Genomic DNA, 25,617 nt, shown 5'->3' on the forward strand with positions numbered 1-25,617 from the left:
CGGACGATCGCGGCGCCCGGACCCTGATGGTACTGTTTCTTCCAGAAATGGAAGCCCCCCCTGTTGCCTGGAATGTGATATCTCCGGCGCGTGCCGCCGCCCGGATAGATCCGCGACGCATTGCCATTCGGGGGGTGGCAAACTAGGCTTTCCGTCAATCCGATGAACGACGACGGAGCCCGTCAGCCCATGATCTTCCTGTCCCGCCGTATCGCGGCCGTCCCGCTCGCCCTGTCGCTGGTCCTGGGCGCCATGCCCGCGCTGGCCGAACCGACGCCGTCGGGCGCCTATCTGGCGGCGCGCCACGCCTCGATGTCCAACGACTACGACGCGGCCCGCCGCTACTATGTCGAGGCGCTGGCGCGCGACCGGGACAACACCACGCTGATGGAGAACGCGCTGGTCGCCTTCGTCGGCATGGGCGATGTGGAGCGCAGCCTGCCGATCGCCCGCCGGCTGGAGGGGCTCGACAGTTCCAGCCAGCTTGCCGGGCTCGTGATGCTGACCGACCGGATCGCCAAGGGCGAGTTCGCCGAGGTGGTGGAGGCATTCGACTCCGGTGCCGAATACAGCCCGCTGGTGGACGGGCTGGTACATGGCTGGGCACTTCTGGGCGCGGGCCGCATGTCCGAGGCCACGGCGCGTTTCGAATCGGTGACCGAAGCCCGCGGGATGGAGGCGTTCGGATTTTACCACAAGGCGCTGGCATTGGCCGCGGTGGGCGATTTCGAAGGCGCCGACGCCGCGCTGACCGATGAGGAGGGCAATACCCGCCGGATCAGCCGCAGTGCGCTGATCGCCCACGCCCAGATCCTGGCCCAGCTCGAACGCGGCGCGGATGCGGTGGCGCTGCTCGACCAGGCGCTGCGGCTGGGCACCGACCCGGAAATCGCCGCGCTGCGCGAACGGATCGCCGCCGGCGCGCCGGTCGCCTACGATTTCCTGACCACCCCGCAGCAGGGCGTGGCGGAAGTGTACTTCTCGCTGGCCTCGGCGGTGCGCGGCGACGCCTCGGGGGCGCATACGCTGCTCTATGCGCGGCTGGCGCAGCATCTGCGGCCCGACGGGGTTGAGATCCTGCTGCTGGTCGCGGAGCTTCTGGAATCGCTCGGCCAGCACGATCTCGCCGTGGCGGCCTACCGCAAGGTGCCGCAGAACCACCCGGCTTTCTACTCCGCCGAGATCGGGCGCGCCGACGCGCTCAACCGGTCCGGCAAGCCCGATGCGGCCATCGAGGTGCTGAGCAACCTGGCCAAGATCAACGCCGACAATCCGGCGGTTCATATCGCGCTTGGCGATGCGCTGCGCCGCGAGGAACGCTTCGCCGAAGCCGCGCGCGTCTATGACGACGCGATCGCGACCCTGCCCGAGCCGCCGCAGGCGAACCACTGGTTCGTCTACTATTCGCGCGGAATTTCCAATGAACGGGCCGACGACTGGGACGCCGCCGAGGCGGATTTCCGCAAGGCGCTGGAACTGTCTCCGGATCAGCCGCTGGTGCTGAACTACCTGGGCTATTCGATGGTGGAGAAGCGCGAGAATCTCGACGAGGCGCAGGAGATGATCGAGAAGGCCGTCGCGGCGCGGCCCGAGGACGGCTACATCACCGACAGCCTGGGCTGGGTCCGCTACAGGCTGGGCAAGTTCCAGGAGGCGGTCGAGCCGATGGAACGCGCCGTCGAACTGGAGCCGGTGGACCCGGTCGTCAACGACCATCTGGGCGATGTCTACTGGATGGTGGGCCGCAAGATGGAAGCGCGGTTCCAGTGGAAGCGGGCGCTATCCTTCGACCCCGAGGAAAAGGAGGCCAAGCGCATCCGCCGCAAGCTGGAGGTCGGCCTGGACGCGGTGCTCAAGGAAGAGGGCGAACGTTCCGTTTCGCAGAATGGCGATTGAGGAATTTGCGCCGGCCAAGGTCAATCTTGCGCTTCATGTGACCGGCCGGCGGGACGACGGCTATCACCTTCTCGACAGTCTGGTGGTGTTCGCGGGCGCGGGCGACAGGGTCTCGGCCGCGCCCGCGGCGGACCTGACCCTGACAATCGGCGGGCCAATGGCAGCGGGCGTGCCCAGCGGCGGCGACAACCTCGTTCTGCGGGCGGCATGCCTCATGGGCGCGGGGCAGGGCGCACGGCTGGATCTGGAAAAGAACCTGCCGGTGGCCTCAGGCATCGGCGGCGGCTCGGCCGACGCGGCGGCGACCTTGCGCGCGCTGGCGCGGCTCTGGCAGGTGCCGCTGCCGGAGCCGGAGGCGGTGCTGGCGCTCGGGGCCGATCTGCCCGTTTGCCTGGCCGGACAGCCCGCGCGGATGTCGGGTATCGGCGAGACACTGGCGCCGGTGCCGCCCCTGCCGCCCTGCTGGCTGGTGCTGGTCAATCCCGGTGTGGCACTGGAAACCCGCACGGTCTTTGCGGGGCTCGAGCGCGCCGACAATCTGCTGATGGAGCCGTTTCCGACGCGCTGGGGGGACGCGGGCGGGCTGGTGGCCTGGCTCGCCCGGCAGCGCAACGATCTGGAGGCGCCGGCCTGCCGAACCTGCCCGGCGATCAGCGAGGTTCTGTCGGCGCTCGGCGGGCAACCGGGCGTGGCGCTGGCGCGCATGTCGGGCTCGGGCGCGACCTGTTTCGGGCTCTGCGGGCAGGAGGCGGCGGCGCGGGCCGCTGCGCGCGTACTCGGCGCGGCCCGGCCGGATTGGTGGGTGACGGCTGCGCCGCTGCTGGACTGACAGACGCCCCGTTCGCTCAGGCGATCCGCGCCACCACGTAATCGGCCAGGTCGATCAGAAGGGTTTTCACGTCGCCCTTGGGCAGTGGGGCCAGCGCCTGCCGCGCCGTGGCCGCCCAAGCGTTCGCGGCGTCGCGGGTGGACCCCAGCGTGCCGTGGCGGGCCATCAGCGCCAGCGCGCGCTCCAGATCGCCGTCGCGCTGGTCGCCATTCTCGATCACCCGCGACCAGAAGGCACGCTCCGCCGCGTCCGCCTCTGCCACCGCCTTGATGACCGGCAGCGTCAGCTTGCGCTCGCGGAAATCGTCGCCGGTATTCTTGCCCAGATCGCCCGTCGCGCCGCCGTAATCCAGCAGGTCGTCCACGATCTGGAAGGCAATCCCCAGCGCGTCGCCATAGGCGTGGAGCGCGGCGACATGCTCCTCCGGTGCGCCGGCGATGACGCCGCCCACCTCGGTCGCGGCGGCGAAAAGTGCCGCGGTCTTGCCGCGGATCACCTTCAGATAGATCGCCTCGTCCGTGGCCAGGTTGCGCGCGGCGCTCAGTTGCAGAACCTCGCCCTCGGCGATGGTGGCCGAGGCGTTGGCCAGGATGTCGAGCACCCGGAGCGAGCCGGTCTCCACCATCAACTGGAACGAACGCGCGAAGAGGTAATCGCCCACCAGGACCGAAGACGGATTGTCCCAGAGCAGGTTCGCCGTCGGCCGCCCGCGGCGCTGTTCGCTCTCGTCCACCACATCGTCATGCAGCAGGGTGGCGGTGTGGATGAACTCCACCGTTGCGGCGAGGTGAATGTGATAGTGGCCCGAATAGCCGCAGAGCCGCGCGGCGGCCAGGGTCAGCATCGGGCGCAGCCGCTTGCCGCCGGCCTCGATCAGGTGGGCGGTCACTTCGGGAATGCGGGGCGCGTGTTCCGAGGCCATGCGCGCCCGTATGAGCCCGTTCACCGCGGCCATCTCCTCGGCCAGAAGCGCGGCGAGCGCGTCCTGCGGTTTCGTGCTCATCTCGTCCAGGCTCATCACTGGTCCTACCTGATCCCTCGACAAACGCGGGCGTCTGTCGCTAAGTGCGAGGTATGAAAGAGCTTCTGCGCACCAACGATCCCACGGTGATCGCCTTCGCCTCGGCCCTGCTCAGGGGGGAGGATATAGACTGCTTCGAGTTGGACGTCCATATGAGCGTTCTGGAAGGTTCCATCGGCGTGATGCCGCGCCGGCTGATGGTGGCGGATCGCGACCATTTCATGGCGAGTTCGGCGCTGCGCGCCAACGGTATCGAAGTTCCGGGTGCCTGAGATGGCGTTCGACGAGGCCGATCTGAGCAGGGATGACTTCCTGGGCGGGCGCTTGCAGATCTTTCAGCCGCGCCGGGGCTACCGCGCCGCGACGGACCCGGTGCTGCTGGCCGCCGCGGTGTCCGCCGCGCACGGCGATACCGTGCTGGAACTGGGCTGCGGGGCGGGGGTGGCGAGCCTCTGCCTGGGACGGCGGGTGGCGGGTGTCGCGCTATGCGGGCTTGAGATGCAGGCCGACTATGCCGAACTGGCGCGCCGGAACGCGGTGGAGAACGGGCTGGCATTCGAGGTCGTGACGGGCGACGTGGCGGCACCACCGGGGCCGCTTGCCGGGCGAAGCTTCCGGCATGTGATGGCCAACCCACCCTGGTATCCGGCGGGCGGCGGCACCCCGGCGGCGGATGTCGGGCGCGAGACCGCGCTGCGGGAGGCCACGCCGCTGGCCGCCTGGATCGACACGGCAACGCGGCGGCTGGCCCCGCGCGGGGTTCTGACAATAGTCCAGCAGGCAGAACGGATGCCGGAACTTCTGGCAGCGCTCGACGGACGAATGGGCAGCGTGCAGGTCCTGCCGCTGGCGGCCCGCACGGGGCGCGCGGCGGGCCGGGTGATCCTGCGGGCGCGCAAGGGCGGCCGCGCGGCGTTCCGGCTGGAAGCGCCCTTCATCCTGCATGAAGGGGCGGCGCATGACCGCGACGGCGACAGCTATACCTCTGTCGCGCAAGGGATTTTGCGCGACGCCCAGCCACTGGAGTTTTGAGGCGCGGGGCATTTGCCTCGAGTCGTCTTTAAAGTTCTGGTGACACGACTCATGTTTTATGCTGCACTTCAGTTACAGGCTGCATTCACGAGAGGAGGACTATATGGCTTTGAGTTCGCATGTGCAGGAACTCCGGAAGAAACACGAAACCCTCTCCAAACGCGTGGAAGAAGCGCAACGAAGTCCCGGTGCGGACGATCTGCGGATCTCCGAACTGAAAAAGCAGAAGCTGCGGCTCAAGGAAGAAATCGAGCGGCTCTCGCACGCATAACCCGTTGAAACGACTGGGCGGCAGCGCGCCGTTGCGCGCGCCGCCGTTTGCGTCGGCTGGCCGTACCGTCAGGCCGGGGGATCGACGATAGTCCGGCCCCGGCGAAATTCCTCCAGACTTTTCACTTCCGACAGAAGCCAGTCGCGGAACCGCGCGACCTGGGGGCGGTCCCGTGCGGTCTCGGGGCAGATGAAACGGTATTGCCCGGCCAGGGTCAGGCCCAGCGGGAAGGGGGCGACCAGCAGGCCCTCACGCAGCGCGCCTTCGGCGAGCGAGATCCGGCCCAGCACCGCACCGCCGCCGGCCAGCGCCGCGTCGATCGCGTGGTCGGCCTGCGAAAAGCGCGGCCCGCCTTCGGGTGGCGGCGCCAGTCTGGCGGCGCGGAACCAGGCCGGCCAGTCGCTGCGCGGACGCAGGAACGCGGTATCGTCCTGGTGCAGAAGCGGTACGCGGCGCAGGTCGTCGGCGGTCTGAACCTTTGCCGCAAGCGCGGGCGAGAGCATCGGCATCGCCCATTCGCCGATGAGCGGGACCGCCGCGAGCCCGGCCTCGTCGGCACCGGTGCCGAAACGGATAGCGACATCCACCTCGTCGCGGTCGAAATCCAGCAGCCGCAGGCTGGCGGTGAAGCGCAATTCGATGTCCGGATGCGCCTGCACGAAGGCGAAAAGCCGCGGCGCCAGCCATTTCGCGGTGAAGGCCGGGCCGGCGGTGACGGTCAGCCGGCGCGTCTCGCCCAGCCGCCGCGCGCCACGCCAGGCAGCCAGCAGGGCGGCGAAGCCCTCCGCCGCGCCGGGCGCCAGCACGCGGCCCGCTTCGGTCAGTTCTACGGCGCGGTTGAGGCGGCGGAAGACCGGTTGTCCCAGATGCTCTTCCAGCGACTTGATCTGGAAACTCAGGGCCGCAGGGGTGACGCCCAGTTCCTCGGCGGCCTTGGCGAAACTCATGTGTCGCGCGGCGGCATCAAAGGCGCGCAAGGCGGTCAGCGGCGGCAGGCGGTCATCCATATCAGACAAGTAACACTTAACCGAATATCTGGAAAGTCTCGTTTGTAAACGAGTATCTGGTGCTTCATTTATGAATGAGTTCAGAAATTCATATCCGAAAGGACGCCGCCATGCATGGTGCAACCGCCAATCCCGCAACCCGGTCCGCAATCGCGGAGGCGCATCAGGCGCGGGCGCGGGCGTTTCGCGCGATCCTCGCCCGGCTTATCCGCCCCGCCCGCCCTGATGCCGTCGCGACGGGCTGCCGGACCTGCCCGGCCTGACCGCGAAGAAAGGGCCGGCGCAGGCACCGGCCCTTTCCGAAAGGCGCCGAACCAGGTGTCAGGCGAAGAACTGCGCGCCGTTGGCGGAGATTGTTGAGCCGTTGATGAAGCTTGCGTCGTCGGCGGCGAGGAAGGTCACGCAGCGGGCGATCTCGTCGGCCTCGCCGAGGCGGCCGGCGGGGATCATCCCGATGATCGCCTCGCGCACCTTCTCGGGCACCGCCATGACCATTTCCGTGGCGATGTAGCCCGGACAGATCGCGTTGGCGGTGATGCCCTTGGCCGCGCCCTCCTGCGCCAGGCTCCTGACGATGCCCAGGTCGCCGGCCTTGGTGGCGGCATAGTTGGTCTGGCCGAACTGGCCCTTCTGCCCGTTGATCGACGAGATCACGATGACCCGGCCAAAGCCGCGGTCGCGCATGCCGGGCCAGACCGGGTGGACGGTGTTGAAGACGCCGGTGAGGTTGGTGTCGACCACCTCCTGCCATTGCTGGGGGGTCATCTTGTGGAACGGTGCGTCGCGGGTGATGCCGGCATTGGCGACCACCACTTCGACCGGGCCCAAATCGGCCTCGACCCTGGCGATGCCGGCCTTGCTGTCCTCGTAGTCGCCGACATTCCACTTGTAGGTCTTGATGCCGGTCTCCTCGGTGAATTTCGCGGCGGCCTCGTCATTGCCGGCATAGCTGGCGGCCACGCTGTAGCCCGCGGCCTGCAACGCCTTGGAAATCGCCGCGCCGATGCCGCGCGTGCCCCCGGTGACCAGTGCAACACGTCCCATATCTGTCTCCTCCTCATCGAATTACGTCTGTCCAGGTGATGAAAAAGGCGGGGTCAATGCCCCGCCCCGGTCTCGTCAGTCGCGCTCCAGGCACATGGCGACGCCCATGCCGCCGCCGATGCAGAGCGTGGCGAGGCCCTTCTTCGCGTCCCGCCGCTGCATCTCGAACAAAAGCGTGTTGAGGATGCGTGCGCCGCTGGCGCCGATCGGGTGGCCGATGGCGATCGCGCCGCCGTTCACGTTCACGATCGAAGGGTCCCAGCCCATGTCCTTGTTGACCGCGCAGGCCTGGGCCGCGAAGGCCTCGTTGGCCTCGACCAGGTCCAGGTCGTCGACCGTCCAGCCGGCCTTCTCCAGCGCCTTGCGGCTGGCATGGATCGGGCCGACGCCCATGATCGACGGGTCGACCCCGGCCGTGGCGTAGGCGGCGATGCGCGCCAGCGGGGCGATGCCCCGGCGCTCGGCCTCGGCGGCGCTCATCAGCAGGGCGCCGGCCGCGCCGTCATTGATGCCCGAGGCGTTGGCGGCGGTGACCGAGCCCTCCTTGTCGAAGGCCGGGCGCAGCTTGGCCATCGCGTCGAGCGTGGCGCCGTGGCGGATATACTCGTCCTGGTCGACCACGATGTCGCCCTTGCGGGTCTTGACGGTGAAGGCGACGATCTCGTCGGCGAAGCGGCCGGCCTTCTGCGCGGCCTCGGCCCTGTTCTGGCTGGCCACCGCGAATTCGTCCTGCTGGTCGCGGCCGATCTGCCATTGCCTGGCCACGTTCTCGGCCGTGTTGCCCATGTGATAGCCGTTGAACGCGTCCCACAGCCCGTCCCTGATCATCGAGTCGATGAATTTCATGTCGCCCATCTTGTGGCCCGCGCGCAGATTGGCGACATGCGGGCTCAGCGACATGTTCTCCTGCCCGCCGGCGCAGACGATATCCGCATCGCCAAGCTGGATGTGCTGCGCGGCGAGCGCGACCGCCCGCAGGCCCGAGCCGCAGACCTGGTTGATGCCCCAGGCCGCGCTCGTCAGAGGCAGCCCGGCATTTACATGCGCCTGCCGCGCCGGGTTCTGGCCCTGGCCGCCGGTCAGAACCTGGCCCAGGATGGTCTCCGACACTTCGGCCTTGTCGATCCCCGCACGCTCCACCAGCGCTTCGAGAACCGCCGAGCCCAGATCGTGGGCCGGCGTGTTGGCAAACGAGCCGCTGAAACTGCCCACAGCGGTGCGCGCGGCCGAGGCGATGACGACATTGGTCATGAGGGACTTCCTTTCACATGGCGTTCGGGCGATTCGACTGGGAAAAGGTTACGGTCTGGCGGACCGCATTGAAACCGGATCGAAGCGCCGTGCATTCTGCGAGTGCATAGAAAGATTTCTGCATTCGCGAAAGGGTCACGATGTCTCACATGGTCCGTGTGCGGCGCCGGGGCGCGGCGGCGAGGTGACGTTGTGTCGGCCTCAGGCCCGGAAAGGCGGGCGTTTCGATCCTGCCGCGGCCGGTCAGGCGCGCTGTTGCGCCGCCTGTTTCCAGGGCGGCAGGATCATCGGCGCACCGTGGTGGTAGCCTTGCAGGCAGTCGAAGCCCGCCGCGGCGAGCCAGGCGGATTCGGCCCCCGTCTCGACCGATTCGGCGACGGTCATCATGTCGAAATGCCGACCGATGGAAACCAGCGCGCTGGCCAGCACCTGATTGTTGGGGTCGCTGTCGATGCCGCGCACGAACTGGCCGTCGATCTTGAGAATGTCGAAATAGAAATCCTTGAAGTGACGGAAGGCGGTGAACCCGGCACCGAAATCGTCGAGCGCGAATGTGATGCCGCGGCGCGCCAGCCCCGCCATGAAGACCGAGACGATGTCGGGCATCACCATGGCCGAGGTTTCGGTGATTTCCAGGATCAGCCGTTCGGCCACCGTGGGGGCGCAGGCCAGGCCGCGCTCCAGCGTCTCCACCCAGGCGGGATAGCCGATGGAGCGCGCCGACATGTTGATCGAGAGCCGCAGGTCGGGCTGGTCGTGCAGATCCCGCAATCCCAGCCGAAGCGCGTGGCAGTCGATGATGCGACCCAACTCATGAGTTTCCGCCACGTCCATGAATTGCACGGCGGGGATTACCCGGCCGGTTTCGTCGGTGATACGGATCAGGGCCTCATGGAAGGCGGCCCGGTCGGGCTGGCGGGCGAGCACGACGGGCTGATAGGCGAGCATCACGTCCCCGCGGCGCAGCGCCTCCGCCACCATGCCGATCACGTTGCTGTCGCGCTGGGCCACGGCGGCGGAAAGCGGATCGGGCGATCCGTCGGCGACGTTGCTCTGGCTCATCATCGATATTCTGCCTTCCGCTGGGTCCTGGCCCGGTGAGCCTGCATCGGGAAGGCTTAAGACACTGTAAATGTTCCCATTTGGTTCCAATTCGACTAAACTCGCCACGAACCGGGTAAATTGTTGATATGGAGTGGATAATGTCCGAAAGATGCAGCTGGTGCGGGACTGATCCGCTCTATGTCGCGTATCACGACACGGAATGGGGCGTGCCCGAACGCGACAGCCGCGCATTGTGGGAAAAGCTGATTCTGGATGGGTTCCAGGCCGGGCTGTCCTGGATCACGATCCTGCGGAAGCGCGAGGCATTCCGCGCCGCTTTTGACGGGTTCGATCCCGCGCGCGTGGCGCGTTTCGGCGATGCGGACGTGGCGCGGCTGCTGGCCGATCCGGGCATCGTCCGGCACCGCGGCAAGATCGAGGCCACGATCGGCAACGCCCGCGCCTGGCTGGAGATCGAGGAACGCCAGGGCTTCGACCGGTTCCTGTGGGATTACGTGGACGGAACCCCGGTGCAGACCCGGCCCGGCTCGATGGCGGAGGTTCCGGCCTTTACGCCGCTTTCCGAGCAGATCTCCAAGGATCTCAAGCGCGCGGGGTTCCGCTTCTGCGGCCCGACGATCGTCTATGCCTTCATGCAGGCCACCGGCATGGTCAACGACCATGTCGTCACCTGTCCCCGACATGCCGAAGTCGCCGCGATGGCCTGACCGGGGCGGTCAGCCGCTGAAGCCGGGCGTGCCGCGGTCCTCGGGGTGCCTGACCAGATGCTTGCGCTTGATCGTCTCGGACGTGTCGCGGCTTCCGTCATGGCTCCAGCCCGGCGGCATGACGCAATACATCAGCCGTTCGCGCCAGGTCAGCCCCGGTTGGATCACGTCGCGGAAGATGCCCACCCATTCGTGGAAGGCCACGCGGAGCGGGTTGAACGTGCCCAGGTTGTGAACGAGCCCGTAATCGACCTTCTCGGCCTCGCGCTCGGGCACGAATGTGCCGAAGAGCTTGTCCCAGACGATGAACACACCCGCATAATTCGCATCCAGATAGCGCGGGTTGCGCCCGTGATGGACGCGATGATGCGACGGTGTGTTCATCACCGCCTCGAACCAGCGGGGCAGGCGGCCGATCGCCTCGGTGTGGATCCAGAACTGGTAGATCAGGTTCAGGCCGCCGCAAAAGAGCACCATCGCCGGGTGGAAGCCCAGCAGGATCAGTGGCGCACGCACGATCATCATGAAGGTGAAGGTCCCGGTCCAGGTCTGCCGGAGCGCGGTGGTCAGGTTGTAGTGCTGCGAGGAGTGGTGATTGACATGGCTGGCCCAGACCCAGCGGATGCGGTGTCCGAACCGGTGAACCCAGTAATACCGCAGGTCGTCGAGCACGAAGCACAGGACCACGACCCAGAGAGAGTGGCCCAGATCCAGCGGCGTGAGCGCCCAGAGCGTCATGAAGAACCCGTAGGCGACAAAGCCCAGAAGGATGCCCGAGGTGACGTTGCCCGCCCCCATGAGGAGCGAGGTCAGCGCGTCGCGCGTCTCGTAGCGCCCGCCGCGGCCCTTGAGCACGATCCACAGAAGTTCCGCCAGGATGGCGACGATGAAGAAGGGCACGGCGTAGTTGACGATATCGGGATAGGTCATCTGGTCGGTCATGCGGCGGCCCCATCGGCGGCGGCGCTCCAGCGGGCGCGGGACTCGGATGCGGCCAGACGCACATGCAGGCGGGGCGCGGCGAAATCGGGAAACCGGAAGATCAGGCCATCCTTGTCTTCGGTGATCCGGGCGCCGGCCAGAGGTCGCGCCGTGGTGTCGATGCCGATGGTCCAGGCCAGCCCCGGCCCGCTGCGCGCCAGGACCAGCGCCGCGCGGGCATCGTCGGAAAGCTGCACGTCCCGCACGCTATCCTCATCCTCCGGATACTGGCGCAGCCAGGCGGCCCTGGCGGCGGCCGCGTCCCGGAAGACGCGCGGCCGCGACAGGCCCATCAGATGGGTCAGAATGACGATGCCGGAGATGCCCAGCACCACCAATGGTATCAGCACATGGAGCGGCATGGCCGAATTTACTCATAGCCTGCCGGCGCGGACAAGACTGACCCTGCGTCGCGTGGTTTCCGGTCAGCTTCCCGCGGTGAGCGCGCCGATGATGGCGCGCGCGCTGTCGCTGTGCCAGTCGGCATCGCCCATGGCGCGGGCGATCTCCTGACCCTCGGGGTTCAGGATCATGGTGATTGGCAGGCCGAGCACCGACATCTCGCGCGCGAGCTGCTGTTTGGGGTCGAGATAGATGGTCAGGTTCTCCACACCCACCTCGTCGAAGAACTTGCGGATGCCGGTCAGCGAATTGCGTCCCGTGGCGACGATCACGACCTGGAAATCCTCGCTGCCGAATTCCGCCTCCAACGCGTCGAGGGTGGGCATTTCCTTGCGGCAGGGGGCGCACCATGTGGCCCAGAAATTCAGCACCACATGCTTGCCCCGGAAATCGGCGAGCGTGTGCGTCCCGCCTTCGGCATCGGTGAACTCGGCCTGCGAGACCTCGCGCGGCGCCTCGTGGAAGGAAAGCTTCTTCATGTCGCCTTCGCGCAGGGCTTCCAGCGCGGCGGTATCGGCCGCGGCGGTATTTGCACCGAATGCCAGAGCGACGTATAGGACGGCGAGGCGGAACCAACTCATTTTTTCGCGTCTCCTTTGCGAGGACAGCAGGCTATGACAGACGACACGGCATCGAACGCAATGTGGGGCGGGCGCTTCGCGTCCGGGCCGGATGCGATCATGGAGGCGATCAACGCCTCGATCGGCTTCGACAGGCGGCTCGCCCGGCAGGACATCGAAGGCTCCCGCGCCCACGCGCAGATGCTCGGCGCTCAAGCTATCGTGGATAGTGACGATGTCGAGGCCATTCGCAAAGGGCTCCTCACGGTCTTGTCAGAAATCGAGGCTGGAACATTTCAGTTTTCCGCCGCGCTGGAGGACATCCACATGAATGTGGAGGCCCGCCTGAAGGAGATCATCGGCGCGCCCGCGGGCCGTCTGCACACGGCCCGGTCGCGCAACGATCAGGTGGCCACCGATTTCCGGCTCTGGGTGCGCGAGCAATGCGATGCCGCGGTGACGGGGCTGGAGGCGCTGATGCGCGCGCTGCTGGCGCAGGCGGAGGCCGGGGCCGCCTGGGTGATGCCGGGCTTCACGCATCTGCAGACGGCGCAGCCGGTGACCTGGGGCCATCACATGATGGCCTATGTCGAGATGTTCGGCCGCGACGCCGGGCGCTTCCGCGACGCGCGGTCGCGGATGAACGAATGCCCGCTGGGGGCTGCGGCGCTGGCGGGCACGTCCTTTCCCATCGACCGGCACGCGACGGCCATCGCGCTGGGCTTCGACCGGCCCTGCGCCAACAGCCTCGACGCCGTGAGCGACCGGGATTTCGCGCTGGAATTCCTCGCCGCCGCGTCGATCTGCGCCATGCATCTGAGCCGCTTTGCCGAGGAGCTGGTGATCTGGTCCTCGGCGCAGTTCCGCTTCGTGGTGCTGAGTGACCGGTTCTCCACCGGTTCCTCGATCATGCCGCAAAAGAAGAACCCCGACGCGGCGGAGCTGATCCGCGCCAAGATCGGGCGTATCTTCGGCGCGAATGTCGCGCTGATGACGGTGATGAAGGGGCTGCCGCTGGCCTATTCCAAGGACATGCAGGAGGACAAGGAACAGGTCTTCGATGCCGCCGACAACCTGATGCTGGCGCTGGCGGCGATGGACGGCATGGTGCGCGACATGACCGCGAACCGCCCGGCGCTGGAAGCCGCCGCGGCGAGCGGATTTTCCACCGCCACCGACCTGGCCGACTGGCTGGTGCGCGAACTGAACCTGCCTTTCCGCGAGGCGCATCACGTCACCGGCGCGCTGGTCAAACTGGCCGAGGACAAGGGCTGCGATCTGCCAGATCTGTCGCTGGCGGACATGAAGTCGGGGCATGCGCGCATTGACGCAGGCGTATTCGACGTTCTTGGTGTACATAATTCGGTAGCGAGTCGCACGAGTTACGGCGGCACGGCGCCGGATCAGGTTCTGGCGCAGGTGGCGCGGTGGAAGGGGATACTGCGATGAGATACCTGTTCGCGGCAGCTTGCCTGCTGTCGCTTGCATCCTGCGGTGTGCCCGGCGAGCCGACGCATCCGGCGACGACCCGGCAGCTCGAGGTCGGCAGCAATAACTCCATTGTAATGGATAGCCGGCTCGGCAAGGCGGACGGCAAATACGGCGTCAGCGTCGGTTTCTGAAAGCGCCGCCGCGGCGCATCCGCCCACCCCTGCGGGTCTCCGGCCCCGACCGCGAATTGAAATTGCCGCGCAACCTGCTATGAGGCGGTCTGGCCGGGTTCCGGTCGGGGCGGATCGGGCGGAAAGGGCGCAATGGATCACTTCCTCTATCGCGATGGCGTGCTGCATGCCGAAGACGTCCCCCTGCCGGAGATTGCGGCGGCGGCGGGCACGCCCTTCTATGTCTATTCGACGGCCACGCTGACCCGGCATTTCCGGCTCTTCGACGAGGCGCTGGCGGGCATGGATCATCTGGTCTGCTATGCGATGAAGGCCAATTCCAACCTGGCAGTGCTGCGGGTTCTGGCCGATCTGGGCGCGGGCATGGACGTGGTTTCGGGGGGCGAGTACCGCCGGGCGCGCGCCGTTGGCGTGCCGGGCGACCGGATCGTGTTTTCAGGCGTCGGCAAGACCCGCGCGGAGATGCGTCTGGCGCTGGAGGGCGGCATCCGGCAGTTCAATGTCGAGAGCGAGCCGGAGCTTCTGGCACTGAGCGATGTGGCCTCCGGTCTGGGTCTGACCGCGCCCATCGCGCTGCGCGTCAACCCGGATGTGGACGCCCGCACCCATGCCAAGATCGCCACCGGCAAGTCCGAGAACAAGTTCGGCATCCCGATTGCCCGCGCCCGCGAAGTCTATGCCGAGGCCGCGGCGCTGCCGGGGATCGAGGTCGTGGGGATCGACGTGCATATCGGCAGCCAACTCACCGACCTGGCGCCGTTCGAGGCGGCCTATACCAAGGTCGCCGACCTGACCGCCGCGCTGCGCGCCGACGGCCACGACATAAGGCGGCTCGACCTGGGCGGGGGGCTGGGCATCCCCTATGCGCGCGACAATTCCGCGCCGCCGCTGCCCCTGGAATACGGCGAGGTGATCCGCCGCACCGTCGGCCATCTGGGCTGCGAGGTGGAGATCGAGCCGGGCCGGCTGATCGCCGGCAATGCCGGCCTGCTGGTGTCGGAAGTGATCTATCGCAAGGTGGGGGAGGGCCGCGATTTCCTGATCCTCGATGCGGCGATGAACGACCTGATCCGCCCGGCGATGTACGACGCCTGGCACGATATCGTTCCGGTCGCAGAGCCCGCGCCGGGGGCCGAGCGCGGGCCGGTCGATGTGGTCGGCCCGGTGTGCGAATCGGGCGATACATTCGCGGTGCAGCGTGACCTGCCGCATATGGTGGCGGGCGATCTGGTGGCCTTCCGATCCGCCGGGGCTTACGGCGCGGTCATGTCCTCGGAGTACAACTCGCGCCCACTGATCCCGGAAATTCTTGTCAAGGATGAGCAATTTGCCGTCATCCGCGCGCGGCCATCCTTTGACGAAATGCTCAAACGCGATACCATTCCGGAATGGCTCTAGGTCCGGCACAGTGCCGGACCGGGCCGGGATGGATGGATGAGACGCAAACCGGACACCGCCGGCGCAGGTAACAGCGATGCCGTCCTTGCACGGCTCAGGCGCCCGCTCGCGCTGACCCGCGCGGGCCTGGCGGCGGAGCGCGCGGCGCGCGCCTTCTGGCCGGTCTGGTCGCTGCTTTGCGTGGCAGCGGCGGCCTGGGCGACGGGGGTGCCGGGCGCAGTGCCGCTATCGGCCCTGATCGGACTGGCCCTGACCTGGGCCGCGCTGACGCTCTGGGGGCTTTACGCCGGGCTGCGCCGGTTCTCCTGGCCGGGGCGTGCCGCGGCGCTCGACCGGCTGGACCGCAGCCTCGATGGTCAGCCGATCGCCGCGCTGACCGACACACAGGCGATCGGGGCGGGCGACCCGGCCTCCGCCGCCGTCTGGCGCGCGCATCGCGAACGGATGGCGGCACGCGTGGCCGCAGTGCGCCCGGTCGCTCCCGATCTTCGGCTCGCCCGGCGCGACGCGTTCGGGCTGCGCTACATGGCGCTCGGGGCGCTGGCGGTGGGGCTGATCTTCGGCGGACCGTGGCGGCCGGAGGTTCTGCCAAGCGGTACCGGACCCGGCGCGGCAATCGCTGCCGGGCCGGCCTATGAGGGCTGGATCCAGCCGCCGGGCTATACCGGCAAACCCACGATCTATCTCAACGAGGCGGAAGGCCGTGACGACCTGACCGTGCCGCATGGCAGCCGCGTGACACTGCGCCTCTATGGCGCGGTGGGCGCGCTGACGCTGGAGGAAAGCGTCTCCGGCCGGCCAGCCGAGGGCCGCGACCCCACGGCGCCGGTGCAGGAATTCGACGTCACGCAGGACGGCCGAATCGCGATTGATGGCGCGCGTGAACAGGGCTGGGACATCGAGATGCTGCCCGACGCACCGCCCGAGGTCGCGCAGACCGAACCTGTCAACGGCGGGTTGCGCGGACAAATGACGCTGAAATTCCGCGCCGCCGACGATTACGGCGTGGAGACCGGCACGGTGCGCATCGCGCTCGATCTGGGTGCGGTGGACCGCCGCCACGGTCTCGCGGCCGCACCCGAGCCGCGCGCGCCGGTGGTGCTTGACCTGCCGATGCCCTTCGGCGGCGACCGCACCGAGTTCGAGGATCAGCTTGTCGAGGATCTCTCGCAGCATCCCTGGGCCGGGCTGCCGGTGCGCATGACGCTGGCGGCCGAGGACGCCGCCGGGCAGGAGGGCCGCTCGGCGCCGGTCGAGATGATCCTGCCCGCGCGCCGCTTTCTGGAGCCGATGGCGGCGGCCCTGGCCGAACAGCGGCGCGACCTGCTCTGGTCGCGGGAGAACGCGCGCCGCGTCGCGCAGGTGATCCGCGCGGTGACGCACCGGCCCGAGGGGGTGTTCGAGAACACGGCCGCATATCTGCTGGTGCGCATGGCGCTGCGCCGGCTCGAAGCCGCCACGCCCGGCGGTCTGGCGGAGGCCCCGCGCGACGAGGTGGCGGAGATGCTCTGGCACGCCGCGCTGATGATCGAGGAGGGCGATCTTTCGGACGCGCTGGAGCGTCTGCGTCGGGCGCAGGACCGGCTCTCCGAGGCCATCGAGCAAGGCGCCAGCGACGAGGAGATCGCCGAGCTGATGGACGAACTGCGCGAGGCCATGCAGGACTACATGGAGCAGATGGCGCGCGAGGCGCTGGAGAATCCCGACAGCCAGATGTCGGAAAACCAGCAGCAGGGCCAGCAGATTACCCAGGACCAGCTTCAGCAACTGCTCGACCGGATCGAGGAGTTGTCGCGGCAGGGCCGCACGGCCGAGGCGCAGGCGCTGCTCGACCAGCTTCGCCAGATGATGGAAAACATGCGCATGACGCAAGGCCAGGGCCAGAATCCGGGCGAACAGGCGATGCAGGGACTTCAGGACACGCTGCGTGAACAGCAGGGCCTGTCCGACGAAGCGTTCCGCGAGTTGCAGGAACAATTCAATCGCGGCGCGCAGGCGGGCGAGAGCCGCGAGAATGAGGGCCGCAGCGGCGGTCAGGGCCGCGGTCAGAGCCACGAAGGCCAGGGCGGCCGGCAGGGGCAGTCGGGCCCCGGCGAGGGCGGTGAGCCGGGTGCCGCGGAACTGGCCGAGCGCCAGCGCGCGTTGCGCGAGATGCTGCGCGAACAGCAGCAAGGGTTGCCCGGCGCGGGTACGCCGCAAGGCGACGCCGCGCGGGAGGAGCTGGACCGGGCGGGCCGCGCGATGGACCGCGCCGGCGACGATCTGGCCGAGGGCGATCTGAGCGGCGCGCTCGACAACCAGGCCGAAGCCATGCAGGCGCTGCGCGACGGCATGCAGGAACTGGGCGAGGCGATGGCCCGGCAGCAGCCCGGTCAGGGCCAGCAGGGCGAACGCTTCGGGTCCGGCAATCCGCGCGACCGTGACCCGCTGGGGCGGCGGTCGGGCAATACCGGCCGGATCGGCAGCGACCGCAACATGCTGCCCGGCAAAGACGTGTTCCAGCGTTCCCGCGAATTGCTGGACGAGATTCGCCGCCGCTCCGGCGACCGGACACGCCCGGAACTGGAACTCGACTACCTGGAACGCCTGCTCGACAGGTTCTGACCGGGCCGGTGCGGGTTCCGGTTCCGGGAGCGTGGCTTTCGCATGCCGTTTCGGCACAGGATTGCTTGGCGTGGTGCCCGATGCTCGACAAATCCGCAATCGCAAGCTAGCAGTTTTCGGACCAGATCCCTTGAGTACTGCCGAAGGTTGTCATGTTCTTCCGTAAAGTCCTCTCCGCGCTTGCACTTCTCGCGATGCTGACCGCGGCCGGCTGTGCCGCGAAAACCGGCCCCGAAGGTCCGCCGCCTGCAACGCAAAGCGATATTTCCGGGCTCGCGCAGGGCATTCGCGGGCTGGGCCCCGAGGTCGACCCGGAGGAGGCCGCCCGCGCCGCGCGCATCGCATACGAGTACACGCATCAACTCGCCCTGGAATACGAGATCACGGACCCGCCCATCGTCCACAACACCAAGGTCAATCTCGGGATGCGTCCGCGCGGGCTTTGCAAGGATTGGGCCGATGACATGGAGGCGCGCCTGCGGCAGGAGGATTTCGCCACGCTGGATCTGCACCGGGCGATCGGCAATGCCGGCATCCCGCTGCGGCTGGAACACAGCACCGTGGTCGTCAGCCGCCGTGGCGATTCGGTCTATGACGGGCTGGTGATCGACCCTTGGCGCAAGGGTGGCGTGCTGCACTGGACGCCGATCATGGAGGACGAGGATTACGTCTGGCGTGCGCGCCAGGAGGTCTTCCGCCAGAAAATCCGCCAGCGGCAGGCGCAGGCGATGGTCTCGCGCGACGGCTAGGCCCACGTCACGGAACCCTGGGCGGAAGCGGTGACGATGGCCTTGAGCGGTGCCTCGCCGGTCACCTCCGCGCGGCTCATCTCCGGACGTGCCGACGACCGCGCGGGCCGCATAGTGCAGATCGCAGGAAGGCCGCTCTTTAGCGTATCGCGCCAAGTCGGGTTCATGCACGCCCCGGCCCCCGAGCCGGGGCCCCGTTGCCGGATGGGCGAGGCCCCGGATCAAGTCTGGGGCAGGGGGCTCCGATCAAACGCGACAGGCTAACGCCCGCGGCGCTGGCGCACAGCCCGCAGGATGGCGCGGATGTCGAGCGCCATGACCATCAGGCCCAGCGGGATCATCCAGAACCCCAGCACCGGCAGCATTCCGAAAATGCCGCCGATCACCAGGACCACGCCCAGCAGCGTGCGCAGGCCCGGCGGCACCTTCCGGTCGATCCGCGCGAGCCAGCGCATGATCCATTGCCGCAGCCGCCTGGCGCGGCCGGGTTTGGGGGGCGGAGGGGGGCATCGGGTCATGCGCGCAGTCTCTGCCCGAAGGCGGGCGCGATCAAGTCCAGTCGAGCACCACCTTTCCGCTGGCCCCGCCGCGCATCTCCGCAAAGCCCTTCGCGAATTCGGCAGCGGGAAAGCGGTGGGTGATGACGGCCCGCACGTCGAGCCCGTTCTCCAGCATCGCGATCATCTTGTACCAGGTCTCGAATATCTCGCGCCCGTAGATGCCCTTGATGGTCAGCGCCTTGAAGACGATGCGCGTCCAGTCCACCGGGGCGGGTTTGGGCGGAATGCCCAGCATGGCGATGCGCCCGCCCATGACCATCGCCTCGACCATGCCGTCGAAGGCGCGCGGCGCGCCCGACATCTCCAGCCCCACATCGAAACCCTGCTTGAGCCCGAGGCGCGAGATCACCTCGGCCAGGTCGGTCTCGGCGGTGTTGACCGGCACCACGTCGGCAACCCGCGCGGCCAGTGCCAGCCGGTCGGGGTTCAGGTCGGTGATGACCACGTGGCGCGCGCCGATATGGCGGGCCACCGCGGCGGCCATGATCCCGATCGGCCCGGCGCCGGTGATCAGCACGTCCTCGCCCAGCAGATCGAAGCTGAGCGCGGTATGCACCGCGTTGCCCAGCGGGTCGAGGATGGCGCCGATCTCGTCGTCGATGCTGTCGGGCAGCGGCACGACGTTGAAGGCCGGCAGCCGCAGGTATTCCGCGAAGGCGCCGGGCTCGTTCACTCCGATGCCGCGGGTCTCCGGGTCCAGATGGAAGCGGCCGGCGCGCGATTGCCGGGAATGGTGGCCTATCAGGTGCCCCTCGCCCGAGCAGCGCTGGCCGATCCGCAGATCCTCCACGTCGCGGCCGATCCCGACGATCTCGCCGGCGAATTCATGGCCGGTGATCAGCGGCACCGGCACGGTGCGCTGCGCCCAGTCGTCCCAGTTCCAGATATGTACATCCGTGCCGCAGATGCCGGTCTTGCGGATTCGGATCAGCACGTCGTCGGGGCCGATCTCGGGCACCGGCTCGCGTTGCAGCCAGAGCCCTTCTTCCGCCTTGGCCTTGACCAGCGCCTGCATGGTGTTTGCGGTCATTGGATCATCCCCGTGGCTTTGCCCGCCGCCGCGAAGGCTGTCAGGGCCTGATCGAGATCGGCGCGGCTCAGCGCGGCATTCATCTGCGTGCGGATGCGCGCGGTGCCATGCGGCACCACCGGGTAGAAGAACCCGGCGACATAGACGCCCCGCTCGAACAGCGCCGCGGACATGTCCTGCGCGCAGCGCGCGTCGCCCAGCATGACGGGCACGATCGGATGTTCGCCGGGCAGAAGCTCGAAGCCCAGCCGTTCCAGCCCGGTCCGCCAATAGGCGGCATTGTCGAAAAGCGTGGCGCGCAGGTCGTCGCCCTCCTCCACCAGATCGAGCGCCCTCAGCCCCGCGGCGACCACCGCGGGCGGCAGGGCGTTGGAAAAGAGATAGGGCCGGGCGCGCTGGCGCAAAAGGTCGATCACCGGCTGCGGCCCGGCGACATAGCCGCCCATCGCGCCGCCGAGCGCCTTGCCCAGCGTGCCGGTCAGGATGTCCACATCGACGCCGTGATGGGCCGGGGTGCCGGCACCATTGGGGCCCATGAAGCCGGTGGCGTGGCAGTCGTCCACCATCACCAGCGCGTCGTGGCGTTGCGCCAGCGCGGTGATCTCCGGCAGCTTCGCCAGGTAGCCGTCCATGGAAAAGACGCCGTCGGTGGCGATCATCACGAAACGCGCGCCGTCGGCGCGGGCCTCCTTCAGCCGCGACTCCAGTTCGTCCATGTCGGAATTGGCGTAGCGCAGCCGACGCGCCTTGCAGAGCCTGATGCCGTCGATGATCGAGGCATGGTTGAGCGCGTCGGATATCACCGCATCCTCCGGCCCCAGAAGCGGCTCGAACAGCCCGCCATTGGCGTCGAAGCAGGCGGCGAAGAGAATCGCGTCGTCCTTGCCCAGAAAGGCGGCGAGGCGCTCTTCCAGCGCGCGGTGCAGATCCTGCGTGCCGCAGATGAAGCGCACACTGGCCATGCCATAGCCGTGATCGTCCATCGCCTGTTTCGCGGCGGCGATCAGTGCCGGGTGGTCGGCGAGCCCGAGATAGTTGTTGGCGCAGAGATTGATTACGCCCTCGCGCCCGCCCACCGCGACTCGGCCCGACTGCGGTGAGGTGATGAGCCGTTCGCGCTTCATCAGCCCCTCGGCGTCGATCCCGGCGAGGGTGTCGGTCAGATGGTCGAAGAATGCCTGGGTCATGGAGGTCTCCGTCGGTCTGGAGGTGCTGTACATCATAACGGATTACCCGGCAATATACAGGATTATGCTATGGCGGAATTTTTACCACCATAGCGGATTCTTGCCGCTTCAGCCGCCCCGCACGACCAAGAAGGCGCGCGCCGGGGCATCGCCTGCGCGTAGCTCATGCGGTACATCGGCGGGGTAGCGCAGCGTGTCGCCCTCCGCGGCGCTGCGGCTCTCGGTGCCCGATGTCACGTCCAGCGCGCCGGCGATCACGGTGAGCTGTTCGCGGCAGCCCGGCCCGTGCGGGTCGCTGACCAGGCTGCCGCCGGGCGCGAAGATCAACTCGTAAAGCTCGTGGCTGCCGGCGTCCTCGGGCGGGCTGAGGATGCGAATGCGGCAGCCGTCGCCGCGCGCGTCGATCGTGGGCACCGCCTCGGCGCGCAGATGTTCGATGGCGGGGCCGGCCTCGCCTTCCAGCAGACCCGCGAAATCCACATGCAGCGCCTGGGTCAGGTTCCAGAGTGTCGCCACGGTCGGGCTGGATGTGCCGCGCTCGATCTGGCTGACCATCGAGCGCGACACGCCCGAGAGCCTGGCCACGGCATCGAGGCTCAGCCCCTTGGCCTGGCGCGCGGCCTTCAGGCGGCTCGCGAGACGGTCGAGGATGTCGGGGCGCGGGGTGTTCATGCAGGGACGTTGCGCGGGGCGGCGGACCTTGTCAATGTGACGCGGCGGGCACGGCGGTCCGCGCAGTGACGGAGCGGCGCATGCCTATCGTTTTCATGATCGTCATCGGCGCGGCCGCGGGGTTCATCGCGACGCGGCTGATGAAGGTCGATGCCGGGATACCCGCAACCATCGCCATCGGCGTGCTGGGCGCCATCGTGGGCGGGCTGGTGCTGCACGCGGTGCTCCGCCTGGCCGGGTTCGGCGCGGGGTTCGTGGGCGCCGTTCTGGGCGCGATGCTGCTGATCTGGCTCTACCGGACCTATCTGGAACGCCGCTGATCAGTTGCGCGGCGGGCGCGGGCGGTAGACGGGAAGCCGCCAGCCGAATTGCAGGCTGCCCGCGCGCAGAAGGAACGTCACCGCCCCGCAGACCAGCAGCGCCGGCAGGTCCACCGCCGCGACATGCGCCGCGACCACGCCCGCCGTGGCGCCCGCGAAAGCGGCGGTCACGTAAAGCTCACCCTGCCTCAGCACCATCGGGACCTCGTTGCAGACCACGTCGCGCATCAGCCCGCCGAAACAGCCCGTGGCAATGCCCATGATGACGACGATCACCGCGGGCTGCGACATCATCATCGCCACGCCGACGCCCGCGGGCACCGCGACGGCCAGCGCGCAGGCGTCGAGCCAGAGCAGCATGCGATGACGCGATTCCATCAGATGCGCGGTGAAGAAGACCAGCACCGCCGCCGCCGCGGCCAGCAGCACGAAACCGGGCGTGCCGGTCCAGAAGACCGGGTTGCGATCCAGTACCACGTCGCGCACCGTTCCCCCGCCCACGGCGGTCAGGCTGGCAATGAAGACGAAGCCCACGATGTCGAGCTGCGCGCGGCTGGCCGCCAGTGCGCCGGTCAGTGCGAAGACGAAGACCGAGGCATAGTCGAGGGCGAGCAGCGCGGTCATGAAGACGGTTCCGGCTTGAAGGGCGCCATCCCGGCGCGGGCCAGTTCGTCGGCGCGTTCGTTCTCGGGGTGGCCGGCATGCCCGCGGACCCATTCCCAGCGCACGTCATGGCGCGCCTGCGCATCGTCGAGCCGCTGCCAGAGCTCGGCGTTCTTGACCGGCTTCTTCGCGGCGGTCTTCCAGCCGTTTCGCTTCCAGCCGTGGATCCATTTCGTTACCCCGTCCTTCACATAGGCGCTGTCGGTGACGATGGTGATCGCCGAGGGCCGCGTCAGGCTTTCCAGCGCCGAGATCGCGGCCATCAGCTCCATCCGGTTGTTGGTGGTCGCGGCCTCGCCGCCGGAAAGCTCGCGCTCGCGCAGGATGCGGCCGTTTTCCACCGCGCGCAGCAGCACGCCCCAGCCGCCGGGGCCGGGATTGCCGGAACAGGCGCCGTCGGTATAGGCGAAAAGCTCGGCCATCAGCCGGCCACCCCGGCCACGAGGCAGGCCAGCACGACCAGCGTGACCGGCAGGCGAAGGCGCATCCACCAGGACGGCGCGAGGCGCGCGCGCCAGAAACCCCAGTCGGCGGCCAGCAGGCCCAGGAAACCCACTGCGAGATAGACCATGTTCATGTGCTGCGCGCCGCCCAGCGTGAAGAACGCCCAGAGCGCGGGCACCACGCTGACGGCGTATCCCAGCGCGGCCTTAGACCCCGAGGCGCGCGCCGCGAAGCCCCAGTGGACACCGGCCATGAAGCACAGGATCACCAGCCCGTAGCGCGACAGGACGAACTCATCGCGCAGCGCGGCGGGCATCTCGCGGGCGAAGGGCAGGGCGGCCGGGTCGGGCGCCAGCGCCATCGCCGCGCCCCACAGGAATGGCAGCGCGCCCGCGGCGGTCAGCAGAAGGGCGGTACGGGGAATGCCGGTCATGTCGTTGCGGGCTCCGGTCGGCGGCGGCGGGGCGGGTTTTCCGCGTCATAGCCCGTTGCGGCGGGCTTGCCCAGCCCCCGGCTCAGGCCGGTTCGCGCAGCACGCGCGGTACCTTGAATTCCACGTTCTCCGTCGCGGTTTCCACGCGCTCGACCGACAGGGTGTAGCGTTCCGCGAAGGCGTCGGTGACTTCCCGGACCAGAAGTTCCGGCGCGGAGGCGCCTGCGGTCAGTCCCACGGCGCGGATACCCTCCAGCGCGCGCCAGTCGATATCGGTGGCCCGCTGCACGAGCTGGGCATAGCCGCAGCCCGCGGCGGCGGCGACCTCCACCAGCCGGCGCGAATTCGACGAGTTCGGCGCGCCGATCACCAGCAGCGCATCCACTTTGGGCGCGATCGCCTTGACGGCGGCCTGCCGGTTGGTGGTGGCGTAGCAGATGTCTTCCTTGTGCGGGCCGATGATAGCGGGAAACCGCGCCTTGAGCGCCGCCACGATATCCGCGGTGTCGTCCACCGACAGCGTCGTCTGGGTGATGAAGGCCAGCCTTTCGGGGTCGCGCGGTTCCAGCCGCGTCACGTCCTGCGGGGTTTCCACCAGCAGCACCTCTCCGGCGGGAAGCTGGCCCATCGTACCCTCGGTCTCGGGGTGGCCGGCATGGCCGATCATCACCATCTGCAAGCCGTTGGCGTGGTGGCGCTCGGCCTCGATATGCACCTTGCTGACCAGCGGGCAGGTGGCATCGACATAGAGCATCTCGCGCCGCGCGGCCTCGGCCGGTACGGCCTTGGGCACGCCATGCGCGGAAAAGATCACCGGGCGGTCGTCCGGGCAGTCGTCGAGTTCTTCCACGAAAACGGCGCCCTTTGCGCGCAGGTCGTCCACCACGTATCTGTTATGCACGATCTCGTGGCGCACATAGACCGGCGCGCCCCAACGTTCTAGCGCCAGTTCCACGATCTTGATGGCGCGGTCCACACCGGCGCAGAAGCCGCGTGGCGCGGCGAGGTAGAGCGTGAGATCGGGCTTGGTCATGGTCGGGCGGCCTCCTGCGGCATATCTAGGCGCCGTGACGGGAGGCGTCCAGCATGGATGCGGGTCTTGCGGGGGCGGAGGCAGAGGAGACCGGCGACAGAATGCGGCCCGCCCCGTCCGGGGCAGGTGTTGCCTGCATGACCGGCGCGGCGGGGCCGCGAGGCCCGCGTCAGTCCTGGTCGGAGCCTACGGCTTGCCGCCGATCCGCATGATTGCCATTGTCGCGTGGCGGGCGGCCGATGACGTCGCGCAGCTCTTCCAGCTCGATGAAATTGTCGGCCTGCCGGCGCAGTTCGTCGGCGATCATCGGCGGCTGGCTGCGGATCGTGGAGACGACCGAGACGCGCACGCCCTGGCGTTGCAGGCTTTCGACCAGCGGACGGAAGTCGCCGTCGCCGGAAAACAACACGATGTGATCGACCCGCGGCGCAAGTTCCATCGCGTCCACGGCCAATTCGATGTCCATGTTTCCCTTGACCTTTCGCCGCCCGGCGGAATCGGTAAATTCCTTGGCGGGCTTGGTCACCATCGAGTATCCGTTGTAATGCAGCCAGTCGACGAGCGGACGAATCGGGGAGTACTCGTCGTTTTCGAGCAACGCGGTGTAGTAGAATGCGCGCAGCAATTTCCCGCGCCGCATGAATTCCGCCCGGAGGAGTTTGTAGTCGATGTCGAAGCCCAATGCGCGAGCCGCGGCATACAAGTTTGAGCCGTCAATAAACAGCGCAAGCCGTTCATCCCTGTAGAACATGAAATGCCCTTCCGAAATAATGCTTTGGCCGGGGCTTCACCATGCGCAAGGAGTGGTTGAGTGTATGCGCGGAAACCTGACCGTT

General features: G+C 68.0%; 30 protein-coding genes. 13 read left to right on the plus strand and 17 right to left on the minus strand.

The window, feature by feature from the left end; translation table 11 throughout:
• The first annotated feature begins 162 nt into the window (after positions 1–162).
• Together DDZ14_RS10395 and DDZ14_RS10400 are read left to right on the plus strand one after the other, a co-directional pair.
• Positions 163–1,896, plus strand: a complete 1,734-nt coding sequence (locus DDZ14_RS10395) for a tetratricopeptide repeat protein (protein ID WP_369914838.1) — start codon at positions 163–165, stop codon at positions 1,894–1,896.
• The gene (locus DDZ14_RS10400; RefSeq protein ID WP_109424899.1) at positions 1,886–2,725 is read left to right on the plus strand and encodes a 4-(cytidine 5'-diphospho)-2-C-methyl-D-erythritol kinase; all 840 of its coding nucleotides are present in this window, start codon (positions 1,886–1,888) and stop codon (positions 2,723–2,725) included. The genes DDZ14_RS10395 and DDZ14_RS10400 overlap by 11 nt, the downstream gene beginning before the upstream one ends.
• Positions 2,726–2,741: 16 nt before the next feature.
• Here DDZ14_RS10400 and DDZ14_RS10405 read toward each other — a convergent pair whose 3' ends face one another.
• Positions 2,742–3,743 (minus strand): polyprenyl synthetase family protein, encoded by a 1,002-nt coding sequence (locus tag DDZ14_RS10405; RefSeq protein WP_109424900.1) that lies wholly within the window; start codon positions 3,741–3,743, stop codon positions 2,742–2,744.
• Positions 3,744–3,799: 56 nt separating this feature from the next.
• Here DDZ14_RS10405 and DDZ14_RS10410 point away from each other — a divergent pair, with 56 nt between their 5' ends.
• From DDZ14_RS10410 to DDZ14_RS10420, 3 genes are all read left to right on the plus strand, one after another.
• Positions 3,800–4,018, plus strand: a complete 219-nt coding sequence (locus tag DDZ14_RS10410) for a DUF2007 domain-containing protein (protein ID WP_109424901.1) — start codon at positions 3,800–3,802, stop codon at positions 4,016–4,018.
• Between the two features lies 1 nt (position 4,019).
• A complete protein-coding gene (locus DDZ14_RS10415) occupies positions 4,020–4,778 on the plus strand; it encodes a tRNA1(Val) (adenine(37)-N6)-methyltransferase (RefSeq protein WP_109424902.1) in 759 nt (252 codons plus the stop codon).
• A 103-nt stretch (positions 4,779–4,881) separates the two neighbouring features.
• Positions 4,882–5,049 carry a YdcH family protein gene (locus tag DDZ14_RS10420; RefSeq protein ID WP_109424967.1) on the plus strand — a complete coding sequence of 56 codons (168 nt, stop codon included), beginning with the start codon at positions 4,882–4,884 and terminating at the stop codon, positions 5,047–5,049.
• Positions 5,050–5,117: 68 nt separating this feature from the next.
• Here the strand turns inward: DDZ14_RS10420 and gcvA are convergent, their stop codons facing one another.
• Entirely contained in the window at positions 5,118–6,056 is a 939-nt protein-coding gene (gene gcvA, locus DDZ14_RS10425; protein ID WP_109424903.1) for a transcriptional regulator GcvA, read from the minus strand.
• Positions 6,057–6,166: 110 nt separating this feature from the next.
• On the opposite strand from gcvA, the gene DDZ14_RS19675 reads away from it, so the two are divergent.
• Positions 6,167–6,319, plus strand: a complete 153-nt coding sequence (locus DDZ14_RS19675) for a hypothetical protein (RefSeq protein ID WP_158275502.1) — start codon at positions 6,167–6,169, stop codon at positions 6,317–6,319.
• A gap of 58 nt (positions 6,320–6,377) precedes the next feature.
• Here the strand turns inward: DDZ14_RS19675 and phbB are convergent, their stop codons facing one another.
• The 3 genes from phbB to DDZ14_RS10440 form a co-directional block, all read right to left on the minus strand.
• A complete protein-coding gene (gene phbB / locus DDZ14_RS10430) occupies positions 6,378–7,100 on the minus strand; it encodes an acetoacetyl-CoA reductase (RefSeq protein ID WP_109424904.1) in 723 nt (240 codons plus the stop codon).
• A 75-nt stretch (positions 7,101–7,175) separates the two neighbouring features.
• Positions 7,176–8,351, minus strand: a complete 1,176-nt coding sequence (locus tag DDZ14_RS10435; RefSeq protein WP_109424905.1) for an acetyl-CoA C-acetyltransferase — start codon at positions 8,349–8,351, stop codon at positions 7,176–7,178.
• A 243-nt stretch (positions 8,352–8,594) separates the two neighbouring features.
• Entirely contained in the window at positions 8,595–9,413 is an 819-nt protein-coding gene (locus DDZ14_RS10440; protein WP_233252544.1) for an EAL domain-containing protein, read from the minus strand.
• Positions 9,414–9,553: 140 nt separating this feature from the next.
• On the opposite strand from DDZ14_RS10440, the gene DDZ14_RS10445 reads away from it, so the two are divergent.
• The gene (locus DDZ14_RS10445; protein WP_109424968.1) at positions 9,554–10,123 is read left to right on the plus strand and encodes a DNA-3-methyladenine glycosylase I; all 570 of its coding nucleotides are present in this window, start codon (positions 9,554–9,556) and stop codon (positions 10,121–10,123) included.
• Between the two features lie 9 nt (positions 10,124–10,132).
• On the opposite strand, the gene DDZ14_RS10450 is transcribed toward DDZ14_RS10445, so the two are convergent.
• The 3 genes from DDZ14_RS10450 to DDZ14_RS10460 form a co-directional block, all read right to left on the minus strand.
• Positions 10,133–11,065, minus strand: a complete 933-nt coding sequence (locus DDZ14_RS10450; protein WP_109424907.1) for a sterol desaturase family protein — start codon at positions 11,063–11,065, stop codon at positions 10,133–10,135.
• A complete protein-coding gene (locus tag DDZ14_RS10455; protein WP_109424908.1) occupies positions 11,062–11,466 on the minus strand; it encodes a hypothetical protein in 405 nt (134 codons plus the stop codon). Before DDZ14_RS10455 ends, DDZ14_RS10450 begins: the two co-directional genes overlap by 4 nt.
• A gap of 63 nt (positions 11,467–11,529) precedes the next feature.
• Entirely contained in the window at positions 11,530–12,087 is a 558-nt protein-coding gene (locus tag DDZ14_RS10460) for a TlpA disulfide reductase family protein (RefSeq protein WP_109424909.1), read from the minus strand.
• Between the two features lie 33 nt (positions 12,088–12,120).
• Between DDZ14_RS10460 and argH the strand changes: the two genes are divergently transcribed.
• From argH to DDZ14_RS10480, 5 genes are all read left to right on the plus strand, one after another.
• Positions 12,121–13,515 carry an argininosuccinate lyase gene (argH, locus tag DDZ14_RS10465; RefSeq protein ID WP_109424910.1) on the plus strand — a complete coding sequence of 465 codons (1,395 nt, stop codon included), beginning with the start codon at positions 12,121–12,123 and terminating at the stop codon, positions 13,513–13,515.
• Positions 13,512–13,688, plus strand: a complete 177-nt coding sequence (locus DDZ14_RS19680) for a hypothetical protein (protein WP_158275503.1) — start codon at positions 13,512–13,514, stop codon at positions 13,686–13,688. The genes argH and DDZ14_RS19680 overlap by 4 nt, the downstream gene beginning before the upstream one ends.
• A 132-nt stretch (positions 13,689–13,820) precedes the next feature.
• Entirely contained in the window at positions 13,821–15,086 is a 1,266-nt protein-coding gene (lysA, locus tag DDZ14_RS10470) for a diaminopimelate decarboxylase (RefSeq protein ID WP_109424911.1), read from the plus strand.
• 36 nt (positions 15,087–15,122) lie between these two features.
• Positions 15,123–17,690 (plus strand): TIGR02302 family protein, encoded by a 2,568-nt coding sequence (locus DDZ14_RS10475; RefSeq protein WP_109424912.1) that lies wholly within the window; start codon positions 15,123–15,125, stop codon positions 17,688–17,690.
• A gap of 152 nt (positions 17,691–17,842) precedes the next feature.
• On the plus strand, positions 17,843–18,439 hold the full coding sequence (locus DDZ14_RS10480) for a hypothetical protein (protein WP_109424913.1): 597 nt from the start codon (positions 17,843–17,845) through the stop codon (positions 18,437–18,439).
• 260 nt (positions 18,440–18,699) lie between these two features.
• On the opposite strand, the gene DDZ14_RS10485 is transcribed toward DDZ14_RS10480, so the two are convergent.
• The 4 genes from DDZ14_RS10485 to DDZ14_RS10500 form a co-directional block, all read right to left on the minus strand.
• Complete coding sequence (locus tag DDZ14_RS10485) at positions 18,700–18,894, minus strand: hypothetical protein (RefSeq protein WP_109424914.1); 195 nt, start codon at positions 18,892–18,894, stop codon at positions 18,700–18,702.
• A 94-nt stretch (positions 18,895–18,988) separates the two neighbouring features.
• Complete coding sequence (gene tdh, locus DDZ14_RS10490; RefSeq protein WP_109424969.1) at positions 18,989–20,014, minus strand: L-threonine 3-dehydrogenase; 1,026 nt, start codon at positions 20,012–20,014, stop codon at positions 18,989–18,991.
• A gap of 11 nt (positions 20,015–20,025) precedes the next feature.
• Positions 20,026–21,216: a glycine C-acetyltransferase gene (locus tag DDZ14_RS10495; RefSeq protein WP_109424915.1), complete on the minus strand. Its 1,191-nt coding sequence runs from the start codon at positions 21,214–21,216 to the stop codon at positions 20,026–20,028.
• A 108-nt stretch (positions 21,217–21,324) separates the two neighbouring features.
• The gene (locus DDZ14_RS10500) at positions 21,325–21,888 is read right to left on the minus strand and encodes a helix-turn-helix domain-containing protein (protein WP_109424916.1); all 564 of its coding nucleotides are present in this window, start codon (positions 21,886–21,888) and stop codon (positions 21,325–21,327) included.
• Positions 21,889–21,968: 80 nt separating this feature from the next.
• On the opposite strand from DDZ14_RS10500, the gene DDZ14_RS10505 reads away from it, so the two are divergent.
• The gene (locus DDZ14_RS10505; protein WP_109424970.1) at positions 21,969–22,208 is read left to right on the plus strand and encodes a GlsB/YeaQ/YmgE family stress response membrane protein; all 240 of its coding nucleotides are present in this window, start codon (positions 21,969–21,971) and stop codon (positions 22,206–22,208) included.
• Here DDZ14_RS10505 and DDZ14_RS10510 read toward each other — a convergent pair whose 3' ends face one another.
• The 5 genes from DDZ14_RS10510 to DDZ14_RS10530 form a co-directional block, all read right to left on the minus strand.
• A complete protein-coding gene (locus tag DDZ14_RS10510) occupies positions 22,209–22,832 on the minus strand; it encodes a trimeric intracellular cation channel family protein (protein ID WP_109424917.1) in 624 nt (207 codons plus the stop codon). It lies immediately after the preceding gene.
• Positions 22,829–23,293 carry a ribonuclease HI gene (gene rnhA, locus DDZ14_RS10515; protein WP_109424918.1) on the minus strand — a complete coding sequence of 155 codons (465 nt, stop codon included), beginning with the start codon at positions 23,291–23,293 and terminating at the stop codon, positions 22,829–22,831. The genes DDZ14_RS10510 and rnhA overlap by 4 nt, the downstream gene beginning before the upstream one ends.
• Positions 23,293–23,748, minus strand: a complete 456-nt coding sequence (locus DDZ14_RS10520) for a DUF3429 domain-containing protein (RefSeq protein WP_109424919.1) — start codon at positions 23,746–23,748, stop codon at positions 23,293–23,295. Before DDZ14_RS10520 ends, rnhA begins: the two co-directional genes overlap by 1 nt.
• Positions 23,749–23,830: 82 nt before the next feature.
• Entirely contained in the window at positions 23,831–24,781 is a 951-nt protein-coding gene (ispH, locus tag DDZ14_RS10525; RefSeq protein WP_109424920.1) for a 4-hydroxy-3-methylbut-2-enyl diphosphate reductase, read from the minus strand.
• A 169-nt stretch (positions 24,782–24,950) separates the two neighbouring features.
• Positions 24,951–25,532, minus strand: coding sequence for an NYN domain-containing protein (locus DDZ14_RS10530; protein ID WP_109424921.1), 582 nt, complete (start codon positions 25,530–25,532; stop codon positions 24,951–24,953).
• Positions 25,533–25,617 lie beyond the last annotated feature (85 nt).

Origin of the sequence: Maritimibacter sp. 55A14 (assembly GCF_003122205.1) — a bacterium.
Classification (GTDB): domain Bacteria; phylum Pseudomonadota; class Alphaproteobacteria; order Rhodobacterales; family Rhodobacteraceae; genus QEYE01.